Raw genomic sequence first — 18,020 nt, 5'->3', positions numbered from 1 at the left:
TTCCATCAATGATCTGACTGCTGGATCGTCATTGCGAAAATATGCATAAATGGATTATCTTGAAAGCGGATTTCATCAAAAACGATTTTTTGCGAGAAGGAAAGCGAATCAATCCATAGGTTTGATGTCAAATGATGATTGATGCCGGCTACCGTATGAATATAATCAAATGCATAAGCCAAGCGATCATCAAATGCAGGTTCACGTTCAATCACATCGGTTAATGAAAGACGAGACTCCAAGACAACGGTCCCCTCTCGTAATAATGTCATCTTTTCATAGAGATTACCATTAGATGAACAGCCAACGACATGGAGCGCTTCTGCTTCAACTGCCTGAAGTTGAATAGACTGACCCTCTAATTCAATATTGTCTCCTTGATCTTGATAAATGAACTGAAAAGGAATGCCTTCGACCAAAGAGTCCTTCACGTTCATGACCAACTCAGCCGGCAAAGAAGCCCCACCAATGGTTAATTGGCCTTTTTCATATTCATTTTGATATGTGATGCCTCTGTTATTGACATAATCATGAAGAGTGAGGGGTTGATAGGTTTTCATTTTGAATCACCTCTTTTAGTTGCGTGAGAAGGCTTGTCTCCACTTCTAATGTTTTTTGAAACCGATTCGACGTCCTTTCAATCATACTGCGAGGATTTTTGCTGAGGCCGACTCTAGCTGTAAAATTAGCAAGCACTGTCCAGCTTTGATAAGCATCTTCAAATGCTTGAATAAGGGGTTGTAAATGTTCATTTTCATATGATGATAAAAATGTCACCATATGTTTTCTGGAGTTGGCGACATCCTTTAGTCCTTCAAAATAAACATTATCCAACAAATTACCATTTTCATCACCTTTGATACTATCTATATAATCTCTTTGAATGACTGAAATTGCGTCAAGACCTGTGATAGCTCCAGGCAATTCAAAATGTGGCGGTGCACCTTCTAATATGGCGACATGCTCTTTTAAAACTTTCATTACATCCGGTTCTTTCTCAAGATCAACCTGTTTGATCCATTTATAACGATTTTCGGTTCGAGGCGTATGTTCGTAGACAGAGCGTGCGGCTTTCACCAAATGATCTTTACTCAATGTGCCATGATAAGAATAAGCATGGTCACTGATCACTACATGATCATCATTCACCTCAAGTACTTCCAATGTATGATATCCATGTTCTCTTTCAAAAAATGGACAGTACGGTAATTCAAATATATCTAAAGAAACAGACACAGTGCCTCTCTTTGGATGCTGTTTAAATACCCGATTCATATAGAGGTCTAATTCCTCTTCGGTGTAAAAAATTTCTTCTAAATGAATGCCATTATGATGCAGAATATCTTCACGAAAATGTTTAAAGGAACCGATCAAAACAAACCCTTGGTCTTGAGATCTATAAACAAGACCAGCTTGCCTCCAAATCCTGTCGATTTGAATTCCTTGTCTAAGAAGCATGGCTGCAATCGTTAATTGAGAACAGTTTAAATAATTGTTTCGGTAAATAGGTGCTGCAGTAGCCACATATGTCTCCTCCTTTTTTACGCCATCATACCCAGCGATTTTTTAACGGGATAATGCCCAGCTCTTTTTTCGCAATCACTTCTTTTAATACATCTTCTGAAGGTGGATGAAATTTTGCCGCTTTCACATCTCGGCTTAAGCGCTCAAGCAAAGATCCTTGCTGTAATGAAGAAAAACCCTCGACCTGAGAAGCCAGCTCCACAATTTCTTCTGCCGCCTGCGTCACAAAGTGTTTAGTAATCAGCGTCTTCGTATACAACTCACTCGAGTAATGAGTTTGTTTCTTTTCTCGATCTGCTTGCTGGGCACAGGCCATGAGCTGAGAATGTGCAACATCTAATTTCATTTTCATATCTGCAATACGAAATTGTTGACCTGGTAAAAAGGCTGATTTTTTCTTAGAAATTCGATCATTCCTTTTATATGCCATACCGAGGGCATGTTCATATGCTGCCTTTGCAATCCCGTAATAAACAGCGGTAACAGCTAAACGAAACCAATAGATTAAATGTTCAGTATCTTCTATTGCGTAGCCTTCCCGCCCGATGAGCTGATGATCGGGTATAAACACTTGATCAAAATGAATGTGATGACTCATCGATGCTCTCATTCCCGAATAATTCCACGATTCCTCCACCGCAGCACCTTCACTCGGTAATGTCATTAAAAGCGCCGTCATTCCATATTGAGATGTGCATGACGACGGGGCATACTCACAATAGATTGGCAAATATTTAATGCGCGGTGCACCTGTCACAGTAAACTTAGTTCCACTCACAAGATATCCGCCATCTGTTTTTTCGGCGGTGATGGTTGGAATTCCCTCCATTTGCTTTCGCTGATAAATAAAAATCACATTCGGGTCGCTGACAGAAGCGATGAACTCTCCTGAATGCCGAATATCGTCAAATACCGAAGCCTGCTGCTCACTTGTCAGCACTTCAGAAAATGCGCCGAGCGAATAGTAATGCATCGCCATAATGAGGCCTGTTGACGCACACCCTTTAGATATGTGTGACAACAAGGTGATCGTTTCTTCAAATCCATATCCAAGACCTCCGTCTTGTTTCGGCATATTGGCGACATGCAACCCACAATCAATCAGCTCGTCTAGATTCTGATGCGGGAACCGAGATTCGGCATCCAGCTGCCCTGCTCTTTCTGAAAATTGGTGAATGAGACGATCAATCGTTTCTTGTCGAAGCTCTGTCAGTTTCATCTTCACCCCTCCTTTGTCTAAAGAATGATCTATTTTGTTTCAATAACAGATCTTCCGGTGTCCCTCTATCTCGCACAACATAATCGTTCCCCTCAAACAACAGTAGCTCAAGCGGAGAAGAATGACCTAAAAATAAGGTAGGGCTGTAGCTCAGTCCATATGCACCAGATTTCTCAATACAAAGAAGATCCCCTACTTCCCCTTGCGGAAGCTCCACCTGCCTGCCAATTAAGTCTTCTGGTGTACAAAGCGGACCAACAATTGATTGTTTCACTACGTCTGCGGTGTTGCTAGAATGTTTAATAAGCCGCATAGGGTAATTATTGCGGAGCAGTCTGCCTCTAAACGTCATCGCTTGATGATGATGCATCCCGCCATCTGCTATTAAAAACGGCTGCCCTTTTGATTCTTTTACATATTGTATGGTTGTTAAATAAACACCACATTCTGCTAAAAGAAATCTCCCCATTTCTATAATAAATCTCGGAAATTCAAGCTCTGTTTCATATGATCTAATCAAATCCGCTACTTGTTGAAATAGCCTTTCAGCATGAAGCGGTGTTTCATGCTGAAAATACGGAATGCCAAAACCGCCACCTAAATCAACCATCTGGCATGTTCGTCCATATTCATTCTTGATTCGAACAGCTGTGTTAAGTGTGTATTCAAACGATGATAAAAGCGATGTTTCATCAAGAACTTGAGTTCCCAGATACATATGGATCCCTTTAAATAGCAGCGAATGATCATACTTCTGAAACAGATCAAATACATCATTCAGTTTAGATTCATCTATTCCAAATGGACTTGGAACTCCGCCCATTTTTATTTTGGCCCGTGACTCAATTGATTCTGGATTGATCCGAATGCCTACTGATGCCTGCTTGTCTTGACGTTTTGCAGACTCAGCGATGTAGGTGAGTTCTTCCTTAGATTCGGCGATAATACAATAGATCTCATGCTGAACAGCGGTATCAATCTCTTCCTTCTGCTTACCCGGTCCAGAAAAAATGATTTGCTGCGGTGAATAACCTGCTTTTATCGCCATGAAAAGCTCTCCTTCAGAAGCCACTTCTATACCAGCTCCAAAAGACCGTAACAATGATGCAATCGAGACATTTCCATTGGACTTAAATGAAAAGAACACCTCAGCTGTTTGATGGAGCCATGATGTAATGTGCTCATAGTGCTCTTTCAATGCATCTCCATCGTATACATACATCGGCGTCCCATAACGATTCGCTTTCTCTAAGAGCGTAAAGTCATTTTCCAGCACATCTCCTCCTCCTTTCTGATGAAAATTCCATCTCATCAAACATTGTCAGCATATGAATCTGCTTGTCCTTCTTCATATGGTAAAACAAGATAAACAATCGATAGTGCCACGTATCATCAGATCTCGTCTTACCAAAAGTATAAATAAAGAACCCGCCATCTTCTCCCGGATTAAGTGCTTCTGTTACCTCCGTTAAGACATCTTCAAATGGCAGGTCAGCGCAGCATGAGAATCTTTTAAAGCGGCTTTCGATATATTCGTAGGTTGAAAAAAAACGACAAATCAGTGGGAGTAAATAAGTGACCTGTGTGAACCGGGCATTTATTTCAATGATCGGTATGAGCTGTTCATTTTCATCAATAATTGAATCGACACCAACCACACCACGATACCCTTCATCATAAAGAAGCTCTATGATTCTATGCATGCTTGCTTCGTATTCACGTTTTTTGTCCAATTCATACACAGGCGCAAAATCCGTCCCTAAGTAAATGCCGTCCTCATTAATTTTCTGCTCTGTAATGGAGAGTAAGTGTGACCCCTTCTCTTGAATGAGCAATTGGGCATTTAAGGACCGTTTAATCGGATGCCATCCCTCTAAGAGCAAATCCGTTTCGATATTCCTTCTTTCAATAAAGGTCAGCAGCTGCATAAATTCTCGGTCACTTTTTAAAATACGCAGCCCCTTCCCAGATGATCCATAAGGTATTTTCAGAACCATTTTGGAGAAATTCTTCGCCTTTAATTCTTCATACGTCTGTTTTAATTCGTCAGCATGATGACAGATAGCGCCGCACGTGACGTTAAACAGATGTTCTTCTGCCCATCTTCTAGTAGAAATCTTATGATTGAACCGCTTTACGAGTGTAGCATTTGAGCCGTATATCGTTCTTTTTTCAATCAATGCTTCTTTTTCAAGGGATTCATCTAAAAGATACGGTACAATCAGTCCATTTAATGTAAATGCATGGTCTAGTTGAGTCATATGCGGAAGCTGGACACCTTGATTTTCCAAATAGGCTAAAAAAGCTTTATCAGGCTGATGATGCAAGATGACATGATGCTCTTTAGATGCAATCAAAAGCAGTTGTTGTTCTTGCTGAAGAACCAGTTCATTTTGAACATGATCTGTCATGACTGGTAAAGCTCTTGTTTGATCCCAGCTTTGTTCTTGATTCATATTCCCATACCAAATCACGTCATTTCTTCCCTTAAAATCAAATAGCGATGCCGGATCTTTCATGACACTACTCCTTATGCACAGAATGCTTGTTAATATCTAAAGATCGATTAATATGAAAGAATCGTTTACGAATTGGTTGATTCCAAGTATGAACGACATCATTTGCATCCAGCACTTCGGATAAATAAGTAAGCGATTCAGGCTGAAGTGCATCCATGACAAGTTCAGGAATCGTTTGAGGAAAGACCTCATTCACATAATGAAAAGCAAAATAGACCATCTTTTCAAAGCCATACGCTTTCGTCTGGCGGACAAACAAATCCACATCGAGTAGGTCTTCCTTCATAAACATGCCATATATATCTAGCAGTTTATAAAGCAGTAAATCTTTCATTGACTCCACTTCATTTAAATAAATCGCTTCTTTATAAAAATGAATACATAGGAAAAGAAGCATATCCTCTTCTTTTAAAGACCATACAAGGTGCTCGTCAACAGACGTTTGAATTCGTCTAGACAGCATTTCTTTGACGATTGAATCCGTTCGGTTCCCTGTCATGAGGTCAACTGAAAACTGAACATCAATTTTATGACAATCAATAAAGCGGCAATCTGGTGTAGGTTTCATATAGGTGTAGGTTTGATGTGAGTTCATGATGAGGTAAAGGATGTCTTTGCGTTTCGCAGGTGTGACTGTCTCCGTTTCATAGTTCCAAGAACCTTGAATATAGCCTAATTCGTTTAATACGTGTCCAGTTTCTTGCAGCTGATCTTGTGAGATAAAGAGATCGTTGTCCCCAAACAAGCGAAGCCCAACATCACCGTATGCCCACTGACCAATCACACTTCCTTTTACAATGGCATACTCAATTCCTTTTTGATCAAGTGCTTGAAATAACTGATCATTTAACTTGATATTGTCTCGAGCCGTTTCTAGTTGACCCTTATACATAATCTCTAATGACTTTAAAAAATAAGTCGCTTTAAACTCTTTTCTTAAATGAATGGCATAACGTTTAATATTCTTCCACGCAATTCCTGCTGTCCGGTGAACATGCAGCATTCCGAGAATGACATTCCAGTCTTGCTGCTTATACAAAAGCTCCTGCATCTCTTCAATTTGACTCGCTTTTAAAAAAGGAGTGGATAAAGTGAGAGCTGTATGTTCTTCTTGAGTCAGATTACTTTGCAGCATAGCGCTCCTCCTTTAAATGAAGCATGTCTTTCGGCCAATCCTTTCGATTTCGACCGTATGTTTGTAAAAACACTTGAACCCAACGATCGATCCCAAATGCCGCACAACCTGAATAAAGCGGCAGACCATCTTCTCCGCTAATATGGAACCTTTCACAAAGCATCTCTCCACAGTCGTTAAAAGAAGCGATTGAAACGTCTTTCTTTTCTGTCACAGCGACTAATTCATATTTGCTATTAGCCATTAATTGATAATTCGCTTTATCCATATCATCATAAAAGAAAAAAGGGTCATTTGCGGTCGTGACCTTTCCACTTAGACCAAGTTGATGAAAGCATTCCCATGTGTTCTCAAGGAGTGTTTTTCTCGTTTCATTGATAAATTCTTGATGACCAATAAAGACAATTTCGCGCATACTAAATTCTATTTTCCTGAGAGGGTCCACTTTCCAAGAGATTTCATGTCTAAAACATTGCCCCGCTGCTGTCATCATTTGATTGTCTGTATATGTCTTCCCTTCCCATTCCTCATAGCAGTGATAACAAATACACGGCTGTAAAAAACGGCCTGCCTGCTGGAAATGTTCAGGCTGAAAACCATGATGCTTTTCTCGAATATCATCAATGATTTGATAATCATGAGGGATCTCAAAAACAGAATAAATATTTTGCGGAAAATTCGTATGATACTTACATTTTTCCATTAAATCTTTACTGATCGTCGAAGGGTATCGCCTTACTTTCGCTCCAAGTGAAATCCCTATATTTAAAAATAATTGATCAAAGTAGTTTGAAAGTTCCAATTCAACTTCATCATAGAAGGTTCTTTTCTGATCTTCCTCGCTTAGTTTCGAATGAACAGGCTCACTAGATAAATGAATATTTGATTTTATTTCTTTTTCACGAAATCTCCGCAGCTGTGCGATATTTGACGATAGATTCGAAAACGCAGTTGATATTGCCTCTTTGTCTCCCATTTTATCTACGGTTACTTCAATCATAGATTCCTCTTCGTTAAGAGTCACGTGCACAATATGAGCAGATAGAAATGAAATTCTTTCCATAAAATCCGATATCATTGTATCTTCTAATGCTTCTGGTAAAGGCAGTTGAAGGGTCCTCAACTAAATACCTCCCTTTTCATTGATAACGTGCGGCGTTTCAAATGATTGTAAAACTTTAAATAGATAATCAGAAATAGGCTCCTGTAAATGAACATCACTTAACTCAATCGCCGACGGATGACTATCTTGAACGGCTAGCCCCCACTTGGCCTTCTTCAGCATCAGCCTGTCATTATGACCATTTCCAAAGGCAATCACACGATCTAAATCTCTTTCTCCAAAACAATCGAATAAATGGTGCTCAAGCATGTCTGCCTTACAAATCCCCTTTGGAGATATCACTTGAGCATTTAAAAACTGGGCATCTGCTACATCGCAATGACAATTTTTTAATTGTTGAGCAAGATCCACTTTTTCTTTTGGTAAAATAAATAGTTTAGTTACAAGGTCAAAGCTAAATTCTTTCTTGTGACCAACCTCTATTTTTTCTCGTGGAAAGCTATATAGCATGCAGTATTTCAACTTAGCGCTTTTACTTGATGCCACGTGCTTTCCATGAGATTCCATGACAAATTCAGCTTTTCCATCAAGTGATGTGATGATCTGTTGGCATAAAGCTGCATCTACATACTGCTTCACCTCAAATGTTTTCTTTTCATGATGACAAATGACATTCCCATCATTCAGCAAAACATCATGATGAAATAAGGCGAGTAGAGATCGATCTAAATCCAGAGAGAAGAAAGAATCATAGGTTCTTCCTGTCACAATAATGGGAATAATGCCTCTTTGGCGCAGCATGTTCACTGCGCCATGGACATCACCAATAAGCTCGCCTCTGTCATCAATTAATGTTCCATCCAAGTCAAAAGCGGCAAATTTGATCTTGCGAAGATTGAGTTCCGCTTCCACTGGTTACACCTTTTTCAGCTCAGCATTTGCCACATATTCATTGAACAGACGTAATGATTCTGAATCGACTTGTCCAATTGGTGGACTCTTAAATAAGAATGGGCAGACGTCATGTATGACACCGCTATGATTCATATCTTTCGCTGCTTTTGCAACACGCATCGCATTCGCAATGACACCAGCTGAATTCGGACTATCTTCTACTTGTAAACGAATTTCAAGTGAAATGTCAGAATCTAAAACAGAATTCCCTTCTAATCGCAGGAAGCAGACCTTATGATCCCCTAGGTAGCTGACATAACCATTTGGACCTGCTGCCACTTCACTGGCATCAATACCTGAAGCGAACAATGCTTTTCTCTTCGATTTTTGCTTACTCGTTGATCTCATAGGGTTGGCTAGGTTTAAAAAGTCCGTATTGCCTCCAACATTTAGTTGGTACGTATTGGTGATATCAATCCCGCGGGATTTTAAAAGTTCAATTAAGGCTGTATGCAGTGTGGTTGCACCTAAGTGACTTCTTAAATCGTCTCCAAGGAGCGGGGTCTCCGACTCTTCAAACATTTTGACAAACTCAGGATCATTTGCCACCGGTTCAGGTGTTGCATTAATAAAGGCTGTTTGAGCGTGTGCACACGCCTCTGCGTACACACGAACTGCTTCAAACGAACCTGTTGGTAAGAAGCAGACGAGTACATCTGCCTGAACATCTTTTAACCTTTGCGTCACATCATGTGTTTTCATATTCAGTGAATGTTCATGTGGTTGAATGCAGTTGGACAAATCTCCTTCAAGTCCATCACATAAAGGACCTGCTTCGACGGTTACTTGAAAGAACGGAACATCGATATGTTTCACTGCAGCCGTTGGTTTAGTAAAGATGGCCTCTGATAAGTCTTTTCCGACTTTATTTTGATCTACTTCAAAAGCGGCAACAAATTCGACATCAGATAACTGATAGCCTCCAATGACGTCATGCATAACACCAGAGAGCGTATCCTTTTTTTCCTTAGCCAATTCCACAAATTGAACGATACTTGACGCACATGATCCTACTCCTGCAATTGCTACACGAACTTTTGTCATGTTCATAACCCCTTTTTTATGAATTTATAGAGCCAATTTTCGCTTTTGACGAGATTGAAAAATACACCATTCCTGGTAACCTAATTCCTTCAGCGTTTGTTTCACTTTCAGCCAATCATCTGCCACGCGGGCGGGCTGATGAGCATCTGAGCCAAATGTGACTTCCACACCATAAAATTTGGCTCGCTCTAATAGATCCATTGATGGATACCAGCCGCCGCAGTCTTTTGTTTTGCCAGAGGTATTCACTTCAATCACAGAACCACTCTCCGCAATGACTTTTAGCGCATCATCGACAGCTTCTGTTTTGAGATGAGCAATTTCTGGATAAAAACCTTTTAAGGCGTCAATATGACCTAAAATGTCGAACATTTGACTCTCGGCAGACATCTTAATCAACTGGTAATATGTCTCTTTTTCAATGATGGCTTGTTGCTCTGTGATTCGTTCCCAGCGTTTCCGGTTAAATAGGTCGTATCCATTACTGACATGAACCGAGCCAATGATATAATCAAATGGATAATGTCGATACACGTCTCGGTAGAGGGCTTCGTGTTCTGGAAAATAATCAGATTCAACACCTAACAGCACGTGAATTTTCCCCTCATATTCCTTTTTCAATTGCAGGACTTCCTCTACATATGATTGAAATTCACTCTTCGCCATCGCTACCCATGGTTTAAAATGATCAGCTTCTTCACCAAAAAACGGGGAGTGATCCGATATTCCGATACATTCTAGACCTAGTTTGACAGCCTCATCGATATATTCTCTGATGCTTCCCTCCGCATGACCACAGCGCTGATGATGTGTGTGCAGATCAAATTTCATCAAAATGTTTACTCCTCTACATGGCAGTATAGCCGCCGTCAACCATTAGATTTTCTCCTGTGATAAAACTCGCTTCATCAGAGAGAAGAAAGATGACAGCAGATGCGATCTCTTCTGGATCAGCTGTTCGTTTTAACATGTGCATCCCTCCAATATCAGGGTGCTGATTTGCTTGATCTCTTGTCAACCCAAGTTCTTCTAAATGAAATCGTTCGTTATTTTTGTTCCACACCGTACCGGGATTCACTGCATTCACACGAATACCTGCATCCGCCAAATCCATTGCCATGCATCGCGTCATATTCACAACGGCTGCTTTTGTTGCGTTGTATGTTAAATATTTCGGCTGGGCAATATGACCTGAAATGGAGGCAATATTTACAACGGATCCTTTTCCTATTTTCTCCATGTAAGGTGACGTGTGTTTGACACATAGGGCTTGCCCCATAATATTTAAGTCCATGATGCGCCGCCATTCTTCAACAGTAGCTTCAAGGCCACGCATGATAAAAACGGCTGCACAATTCACAAGCATGTCAATTTTCCCAAAATGATCGACTGTTCTTTCTACCATTGAGACAATAGCTGCCTCATCAGCAATATCAGCTTCTATAAACAACACATCATATCCGTTTTCTTTGAGCTGTTTTTCTGCTGCTAATCCGTAATCTACATGGTGATCAGCAATGACGACTTGCGCACCTTCTTGTGCTGCTCGTTCTGCGACCGCATATCCAATCCCCTGCGCCCCGCCTGTCACAATCACTGTCTTTTCTTTCATCCCTCGCATGTAGCTGCCTCCTCTTACCACTGAAGTCTTTTTCCGTCTCTTAGTAGCTCTCCTGTTGGTCCATCTCGGGGGAGCTGTGCCGCCCATACGATTCCTGATGCACCTTCCTGTACAGTTTTAACAGCCTCTGATGTCCCCATGTCCGTTTGTACCCAGCCAGGACAAACCGCATTCGCAAGAATAGAAAATGGCGCCCCCTCTAAAGCCGTGACTTTTGTCAGAACGTGCAAAGCCGCTTTTGACATCCTGTAGTAAGGACCGCTTTTTCCGTCACGCCTAACATCGTTTGAAGCGGAGATGGCGGAGAGCCTTCCCATGCCGCTAGATACATTGACGATTCGTCCATATCCAGCCTCTTTCATGTAAGGGAAAACCGCCTTGGTCATTCTAGCTGCGCCATATACATTGACATTCATCGTTTCTTGAAGTGTCGATACAGGAAGATCTAAAAAAGATGGAAAGGCGTCATCCATTATGTTGTCAAGAAAGACTCCCGCATTATTAATCAGCACATCCACTCTCCCGTACGAATCCTTCATAAATGCAGACAGACGTTCAACCGATTCTTCGCTTGTCACATCCAGCTGGTATGGCACAACCTGCTCATTCATATCAGATGCAGCTAATTCAGCATTTTCAATCTGCCGTGCTGTTAAAATGACAAGCATGCCATCTTGTGCAAGCTGTCTGCACACTTCTTTTCCAATGCCTCTATTTCCACCAGTGACAACAGCAACCTTCATATCCTCATCTCCTTTTGGAGATACCACTCTTCTTTCAGCTGGTTTGATGCGGATTCTAGTGCTTCCAAGGACCAATCAATATACCAGTTCAATAAGTGAGGTGTGTAAGTATGCAGAAGTGTTAAATACCGCCCTGTCGGAATATATAAAAGTCTGATAAAACCAGATATAGAACGCCACTCGTTTTCAGATAAGTCATTGGCATATGCCTTTAAAAATTGAATCGTTTTCACAATGTCTAGTTGAAATGTTCCCCGCTTGATTCTCGTTAACAAAAAAGCAGATATGGCCGCATCATAAATTCGGGGTCTATAACCTGCTGTATCAAAATCAAGAACCATGGCGAGCTTCTTATGACGGATGAGCAGGTTGCCAGAATGAAAATCGCCATGTGTGACAGCATGAGGTAATGCCTCATACAGACTGGGATTTAGCAGCGTGAGTACATTCATCAGCTCCTGTTCATACACTTTGAGCAAAGAAGCAGCCTTTTTAGAAGAAACAACTTTCTTTAATACACTTGCCGTCTTATCCAGTGTGTCGTCCGGTGAAGTTATCCAGTTTTTCAATTCACAGTTTGGGTTCACAGGCCCTTTCGGTAAGTTCTTTAATGAATGAAGTTGTCTTAATACCCGAATGGCTTCTTGTTCATCTGAACGGTTTCCCATTTCATATGGCCTTCCTTCAAAATAGGGCCGCAACTGCCAAAAATGTTCTTTGAATAAAATGGTTTTACGACCGTTCTCAGCCTCTATCATGGGTTGAATCGGGAAACCATGATCAAGCAAAGCATCTGTTAAATCTTCTAAATATTGAAGCCACTTTGCATCATGATTTCTCACACATTTTTTTAAGACAAAGCGGTTTTTAGCATCCTCTACAAGCCAGCCTTCATTAGGACTTCTTCCGTTTAAAGGTGTTAAGCGGATTGGCTGTTCCGAAAACCAATATTTCAGGACATTATCAGCATCATCAGATTTCATCATGTCCTCACCCCTTTTTCTCAAGGTTTTTGATTTTCCTAAGTACCAGATCTGCTGCTTCCTGCTTGTCTATGCGCAGGCATTTCACACGTGATTCTTTTTTTAATTTATGAAAAAGCTTCTCGTTTTGATGGAGCACCTCTGGATACACATGAAAGGCATATGAGAAAAATTGGAGCGCATTACCTAGTCGCTCCTTATTTCCATTCCAAAGTTTTTCCCTTGTCATGAGCCGCTTGAACGTCCTTTTCATGAGACGGGGGAATGTCTTCCTTCTCTTCACATCAAGCCATATGATCGTATCAGCATATTCAGTCAAGATATGGTGAACAGATGAATATTGACCATCAATCACCCATTTCTTTTGTTTAACAACTTCATGGACGTTATCGATAAACAACTTCCGATCTGTTTTTTTCCAGTTCGCTTGCCAAAATAGGGCATCGAGCTCATAGTGAGGTAACATGAATTCCTGTTTCAAGTGATGGGCAAGGGTCGTTTTTCCAGATCCAGGTGGACCAACAATCCATATTCGCTGGCTAGCTCCTTCATTATTCAAGTAGTTCCCCCCTGTTACAGAACACGTTCATGCTTTTGAATGTCGTTTCTCACTTTTGTTAACAGATCTAATGATTCATCCCAATTGAGGTTTTCAGTTAATTCAAATACTGGCACTTCGCTTGAATGAATGGACACATCTTCACATAACAGATCTAGTGATTCATCCGAAAAGCCATTTTTCTTTAACAACTGGCCAAAAAGTGTATGTGCGGGAGTCAGCCTTGTTTCAGGTGTACGAAAATAGTGAATCATTCCCGCCATTGCTTCTACAGGTCCTGGTGACAGGTGAATGCCATTAAATCGAGTACACACGTTCGTTAAACCAAACCGCTTTTGCTCCGACAGCAGCATGTGTTTAAAAGAACCTGCTTTTGCCTCTTTAGGGTCCGTTGCACCGATAAAATCTTCTCTTAACATCCTCATAGGCTTCTTTGAAAAACATTCCATGACGATAATAGACTTTGCAGGTGCAGTGAACCACTCAATTTGACAAGGGTGGAATGAATTGAGCAGAAACATCTGTTCTCCATCCACCTCGGCCTTTATGGCGTATGTGCCCGCACCTAGCTTGTCCACCTTCAAGTTCCGTGTCAGAAGCTCTAAACCATACGGCGTAAGCTCTTCGTACTTTTGTAAAAATTGATGGCCTCCATATATGAAATGTTCCTTCTGTTTAAACTCTGGATATTTAAAGAACAGCATCTTTTTTGCCGTATCTGACAATTCACTCAGACCGTTTTTAGAGATTTTGTTCAGCATCCCATATTGTTTTTCTATTATTTTCTTTTCTTTCAAATATAAGGATGATATAACGCGCACGGCTCCTATTTCTACATCATGATTATCTAAGCGTAGGAGAAGTTCATCTAGTATTCGATCAAGCTGTACACCTTTATGGATACTGGTTAATTCAGGCTTTAGCATCAATAGAAGATGATGTTGATCCAATTGTTGGTGTTTTTCAATTTCATATGGATGAATGGTCACTGCCATTGGTTCTTTTGTATGAATACATGCATGAACGGCATCAATGACTTTTTCTTTCATCCTTATTACCACATTGTCACGCCTTTAAAAATTAAATCTTTTGTCACATCGCCCATCGAATGAACCGCATTCATGACAATGTCTTCAATTCTCTTTCTATCCACTTCATTTCCATCCCACTGTTCAATACGGACGGCAATTTCATCAGGGTTGTGGAGCGGTGCTTCTTTTGAAGTAAAGATATGCACTTCTGTTGGCTTTTGAATGGTCTCAAAAATTTGATCTGCCAATCGTTGCGCGAGCACTCCATACAATTTCCCTGTATGATCAAGCGGGTTTTTACCAGCCGGTGCTTCAATACTCATAGACCGCATTGGGGTGATCAATCCATTTAATCGATTTCCTCTTCCAACAACACCTACATCGCCTGTATCTGCTACAGAACCAAGTGCTGTTAAGTACGGGCGACCATTGCGATCTGTTGCGTTCAGCATAAGATCAGGGGTAAGTCCTAACGTTTCATGAATATAGCGTGCGATTTGATCCTGACATTCTTTTTTACGGGAAAAATATTCCTCAAGACTATGAATATCTTTTGCTAGAAAAGGCATGTTTACTATGAGTTTGAAATCTTCATGACGTCTGCTTCCAAATATTTTCACATCCCAGCCGGTATCTGGGTTCACCTTTTTAAATTCCGGTCCATTCACATAACGCTCTGTATAGAGAACGAGCTTCTCAAGACGGCTTAACGGGGCATGAGCATGCAGTAAATTACAGTCATTTGAAACAAGCTTTGGATCCCCGATCTCGATCATATCTGTTTCAACCATCGGACGATATCTTGAATTTTTACGGCCTGCCCCTTGATGATCAACAATCCGGCAGTCAATGACGAGATGTTCGTCAGCATCAAATCCGGTCGTCACCTCTGATAACACATCTTTGGCTGCATCGAAAAGAATCTTTTTAAGAGGAATCGGCTCATCACCGTATGCGTATGCCCCTTTTCCAGCAAACACAACTTGATAAGGTTTGACCATTGTTCCTTTTCCGTACGATACATCAGCATCTCCGCCAAGAAGCATCACTTTGTCAAACCAGTGGTGTGCTACTCTGCCGAAATGTTCCATGCAATATTGAGAATAATATTGAGAAGCTCTTTCTGCGATGGCGTCACACATCGTATCTGGATGCCCTACTCCTTTACGTTCTACAAGCTCATATGGAATTTGTTCGATATCCTGGCCATCACCTTTTAAAATATCAAGAATGGTTTTTTGAATTGTTTTCATTATCAATCGCCCGCTCTCTTTTAAAATATAAAAATATTGATCGTTCATCTTAAAACAACATGAAACATTTGGTAATATATATATATTCTGTATGAAAGAGGTGTCTATTTTGATCAATGAATCGATCCTACAACGCTTGCAAGATACAACCACTGACATGAAGAAGTTATTGAATCAACATCAAATCCCTGGCTGCTCTATTTGTATTTCTCATGAAGATAAGCACATTTGGTCGTGGCATGAGGGCCTCGCTGATATTGAAAGCGGCACCCCTATTACAAAAGACACAACCTTTCGAATTGGTTCTGTGACTAAGCCTTTTACTGCAATGGTCATGATGAAAATGCGAGAGGAAGGATTGATTCAACTCGATGAGCCTATTCATACTTACGAACCTTTACTATCTTTCATAAAAAGTCACATATCTGAACCAATTCCACTCACTTTCCGAATGATTGCCTCTCATATCTCAGGACTGCCCAAAACACTCGATAAAGCAACTCATCTGCGAGATATGACATTAGCTCAGTGCATGGAAATACTGACTATTTTTACACCGCCTTGGTCTATCATCAATTATTCCAGTCTTGGCTATTCAATCTTAAGTAAAGTACTAGAAAAAGTGAGTCAACAGCCATTTAGAGAATTAGTGCATACCCGCATATTAGAACCGCTCGATTTGCAGCAAACTGGATTTATTGAAACTGCATCAACAGCCAAAGGGTATACCCTTTCTTCCTCTGGCCTTTCCGGCATATCTTATCCAAGTGCTGAAACACCATCTTGGGAGGACGGTTCAAGCGGACTATTCTCTACAGCAGATGATTTGATTCGATTCATTCAAGCTCAATACGACGGAAACCGTCTGCTTCATCAGCATTCGCTAAAAGAAATGCAAAGCCCCGTTATGGTTGAAGAAGATTTCACTAGAGGTGTTGGTCTTTCATGGTTTTTGAGACCTTTTAACGGATTCACCTTAGCTGAACATAGCGGAGAAATTAAAGGCTTCACCTCCTATATTGGCTTCATTCCAAAGCGTAAATTAGGTGTTTGCATTCTCTTAAACTCTGACGAAAGGCTCGCTCGGCCGATTGCCGACATGCTCTTTCAAATCTTGCTGCCAGCAGATCACGAACAGATAAAAAAGCGTGAAGACCGGCTCAAACGAATGTTTAGACAATCGTCTCTTTAAATGGAACTCACTTTTTTGTTTAATAGATCTGGAATCGCGTCCTGTAAATACCGTGGATCACCCTCTAAATAAAAACATGGCATATTGAATAAATGATGGATTAGCTCAGATGCCTTTTGTTCAAGAAAGGTATCTGACACATGCCGAAGGCCGAGCCAGCCTTTTAAATAGTCAGGATCTTCTGGTTCTCTTATATTGGCGACCATGATATCTTTTGCTCTCTGATCATCGTTTTTTACTGGTACAAGCCTGATCTCACCTGAACCTATTTTGAGTGAAGGAAAAATCACCATATTTACTTTCGTAGAGCTCCGAATCGTTGTTCCTGTCATGTCAGCAGCTTCTTTTGGTGTAATTTCAAACTTACAGCCGCTCGCCCATTTTTCTTTTGCCTCTTCCTCTGTTGATATGGTTTCATCCCATATTCTTTTATCTTGAGACCGGCTGAATTTTTTGTTTTTCAGTTCCTGTATATTTGTTGTGGCTTGGACGGTTCCTACTCCAAGCGCCAAGCACATCGGCCATCCATACACAGTAAGTTCCTGATCTTCAAGCACTGAAATGGAACGATCGTTTGTGATAAAATCTGCTCCTCCATGATGCAAAAACTGCCACATAGTGGTTGACTTCCCGGCACCTTTATCGCCAATAATGAGCGCTCCTTTTTGGCCATCTTCAAAAGAGACAGCTGCTGCATGCGTAAAGCATCCACCTTGGTTTTCTAATGTTCTAAGGGCAATTTCTCGAACGATTCGCAGTGGACAGCGTATCGCAGATTCATTATTGTTTTCTCCAATCACAGCGTAACGCCCTTTATCCACCGCCACACTGTGCGGCTCGTCACCTTCATGCGAGGCAAACAATACTTGATCGTCTAATTTCAATCGTTTGTAAGTAAACTTCCTTTTTGCTGTAATCGTTTCACCCTTTTGAAAGCACGCATTGCGAACGGACTGTTCAAGCTCAGGATCAATGATAAACCGTATATCAATCTGTGAAGACATATCCCCCACACTGTCTGGTTCTTTCGGGATATAATGTTCGATATCTTCAATTGCCAGCGATTCGGTTGATAGAATGTTAAAATGAATACCTGCAAACACAAATGATTTTTCATAAGGAAAATCGTTCTTTGGCTTTTCAAAAAGCGCTTTTATCTCCATATAGAATCCTCCTCTTC

18 protein-coding genes are annotated in these 18,020 nt (G+C 40.8%); 1 reads left to right on the top strand and 17 read right to left on the bottom strand.

Annotation, left to right across the window (positions count from 1 at the left end):
- Positions 1-5 precede the first annotated feature (5 nt).
- Genes NST15_RS08305 through NST15_RS08230 form a run of 16 tightly spaced genes read right to left on the bottom strand, consistent with a single transcriptional unit; the run spans position 6 to position 15,648 of the window.
- Complete coding sequence (locus NST15_RS08305) at positions 6-560, bottom strand: hypothetical protein (RefSeq protein ID WP_041507274.1); 555 nt, start codon at positions 558-560, stop codon at positions 6-8.
- Entirely contained in the window at positions 529-1,524 is a 996-nt protein-coding gene (locus NST15_RS08300; RefSeq protein WP_342499004.1) for a hypothetical protein, read from the bottom strand. The genes NST15_RS08305 and NST15_RS08300 overlap by 32 nt, the downstream gene beginning before the upstream one ends.
- Positions 1,525-1,549: 25 nt before the next feature.
- Positions 1,550-2,743: an acyl-CoA dehydrogenase family protein gene (locus NST15_RS08295; protein ID WP_057079530.1), complete on the bottom strand. Its 1,194-nt coding sequence runs from the start codon at positions 2,741-2,743 to the stop codon at positions 1,550-1,552.
- Positions 2,709-4,019 carry a type III PLP-dependent enzyme gene (locus NST15_RS08290; RefSeq protein ID WP_342499003.1) on the bottom strand — a complete coding sequence of 437 codons (1,311 nt, stop codon included), beginning with the start codon at positions 4,017-4,019 and terminating at the stop codon, positions 2,709-2,711. The genes NST15_RS08295 and NST15_RS08290 overlap by 35 nt, the downstream gene beginning before the upstream one ends.
- A complete protein-coding gene (locus NST15_RS08285) occupies positions 4,006-5,262 on the bottom strand; it encodes an ATP-grasp domain-containing protein (RefSeq protein ID WP_053069926.1) in 1,257 nt (418 codons plus the stop codon). Before NST15_RS08285 ends, NST15_RS08290 begins: the two co-directional genes overlap by 14 nt.
- Before the next feature lie 4 nt (positions 5,263-5,266).
- A complete protein-coding gene (locus NST15_RS08280; protein ID WP_041507277.1) occupies positions 5,267-6,397 on the bottom strand; it encodes a nucleotidyltransferase family protein in 1,131 nt (376 codons plus the stop codon).
- Entirely contained in the window at positions 6,384-7,520 is a 1,137-nt protein-coding gene (locus tag NST15_RS08275) for an aminoacyl--tRNA ligase-related protein (protein ID WP_342499002.1), read from the bottom strand. The genes NST15_RS08280 and NST15_RS08275 overlap by 14 nt, the downstream gene beginning before the upstream one ends.
- Positions 7,521-8,372, bottom strand: a complete 852-nt coding sequence (locus NST15_RS08270; RefSeq protein WP_342499001.1) for an HAD hydrolase family protein — start codon at positions 8,370-8,372, stop codon at positions 7,521-7,523. It abuts the gene before it with no gap.
- 3 nt (positions 8,373-8,375) lie between these two features.
- Positions 8,376-9,458, bottom strand: a complete 1,083-nt coding sequence (locus NST15_RS08265; protein ID WP_057079536.1) for a myo-inositol-1-phosphate synthase — start codon at positions 9,456-9,458, stop codon at positions 8,376-8,378.
- A 24-nt stretch (positions 9,459-9,482) separates the two neighbouring features.
- The gene (locus NST15_RS08260) at positions 9,483-10,289 is read right to left on the bottom strand and encodes a histidinol-phosphatase (RefSeq protein WP_342499000.1); all 807 of its coding nucleotides are present in this window, start codon (positions 10,287-10,289) and stop codon (positions 9,483-9,485) included.
- A gap of 16 nt (positions 10,290-10,305) precedes the next feature.
- Positions 10,306-11,079, bottom strand: a complete 774-nt coding sequence (locus NST15_RS08255) for an SDR family oxidoreductase (RefSeq protein ID WP_250026510.1) — start codon at positions 11,077-11,079, stop codon at positions 10,306-10,308.
- A 14-nt stretch (positions 11,080-11,093) separates the two neighbouring features.
- The gene (locus NST15_RS08250) at positions 11,094-11,822 is read right to left on the bottom strand and encodes an SDR family NAD(P)-dependent oxidoreductase (protein ID WP_148943092.1); all 729 of its coding nucleotides are present in this window, start codon (positions 11,820-11,822) and stop codon (positions 11,094-11,096) included.
- Positions 11,819-12,808, bottom strand: a complete 990-nt coding sequence (locus NST15_RS08245) for a phosphotransferase (protein ID WP_268439259.1) — start codon at positions 12,806-12,808, stop codon at positions 11,819-11,821. Before NST15_RS08245 ends, NST15_RS08250 begins: the two co-directional genes overlap by 4 nt.
- Before the next feature lie 4 nt (positions 12,809-12,812).
- Positions 12,813-13,364, bottom strand: a complete 552-nt coding sequence (locus tag NST15_RS08240; protein ID WP_052472184.1) for an AAA family ATPase — start codon at positions 13,362-13,364, stop codon at positions 12,813-12,815.
- A gap of 14 nt (positions 13,365-13,378) precedes the next feature.
- The gene (locus tag NST15_RS08235) at positions 13,379-14,413 is read right to left on the bottom strand and encodes a hypothetical protein (RefSeq protein ID WP_342498999.1); all 1,035 of its coding nucleotides are present in this window, start codon (positions 14,411-14,413) and stop codon (positions 13,379-13,381) included.
- A 5-nt stretch (positions 14,414-14,418) separates the two neighbouring features.
- On the bottom strand, positions 14,419-15,648 hold the full coding sequence (locus tag NST15_RS08230) for a methionine adenosyltransferase (protein ID WP_073413546.1): 1,230 nt from the start codon (positions 15,646-15,648) through the stop codon (positions 14,419-14,421).
- A gap of 109 nt (positions 15,649-15,757) precedes the next feature.
- On the opposite strand from NST15_RS08230, the gene NST15_RS08225 reads away from it, so the two are divergent.
- Complete coding sequence (locus NST15_RS08225; RefSeq protein ID WP_342498998.1) at positions 15,758-16,840, top strand: serine hydrolase domain-containing protein; 1,083 nt, start codon at positions 15,758-15,760, stop codon at positions 16,838-16,840.
- On the opposite strand, the gene NST15_RS08220 is transcribed toward NST15_RS08225, so the two are convergent.
- The gene (locus tag NST15_RS08220) at positions 16,837-18,003 is read right to left on the bottom strand and encodes a hypothetical protein (RefSeq protein WP_342498997.1); all 1,167 of its coding nucleotides are present in this window, start codon (positions 18,001-18,003) and stop codon (positions 16,837-16,839) included. The two genes, NST15_RS08225 and NST15_RS08220, sit on opposite strands and share 4 nt — an antisense overlap.
- Positions 18,004-18,020 lie beyond the last annotated feature (17 nt).

Source organism: Bacillus sp. FSL R5-0820 (genome assembly GCF_038593385.1).
Lineage (GTDB): Bacteria > Bacillota > Bacilli > Bacillales > Bacillaceae > Bacillus > Bacillus altitudinis.
Note: the sequence above shows the minus strand (reverse complement) of the source record. Positions and strands in the feature narration are given on the sequence as shown.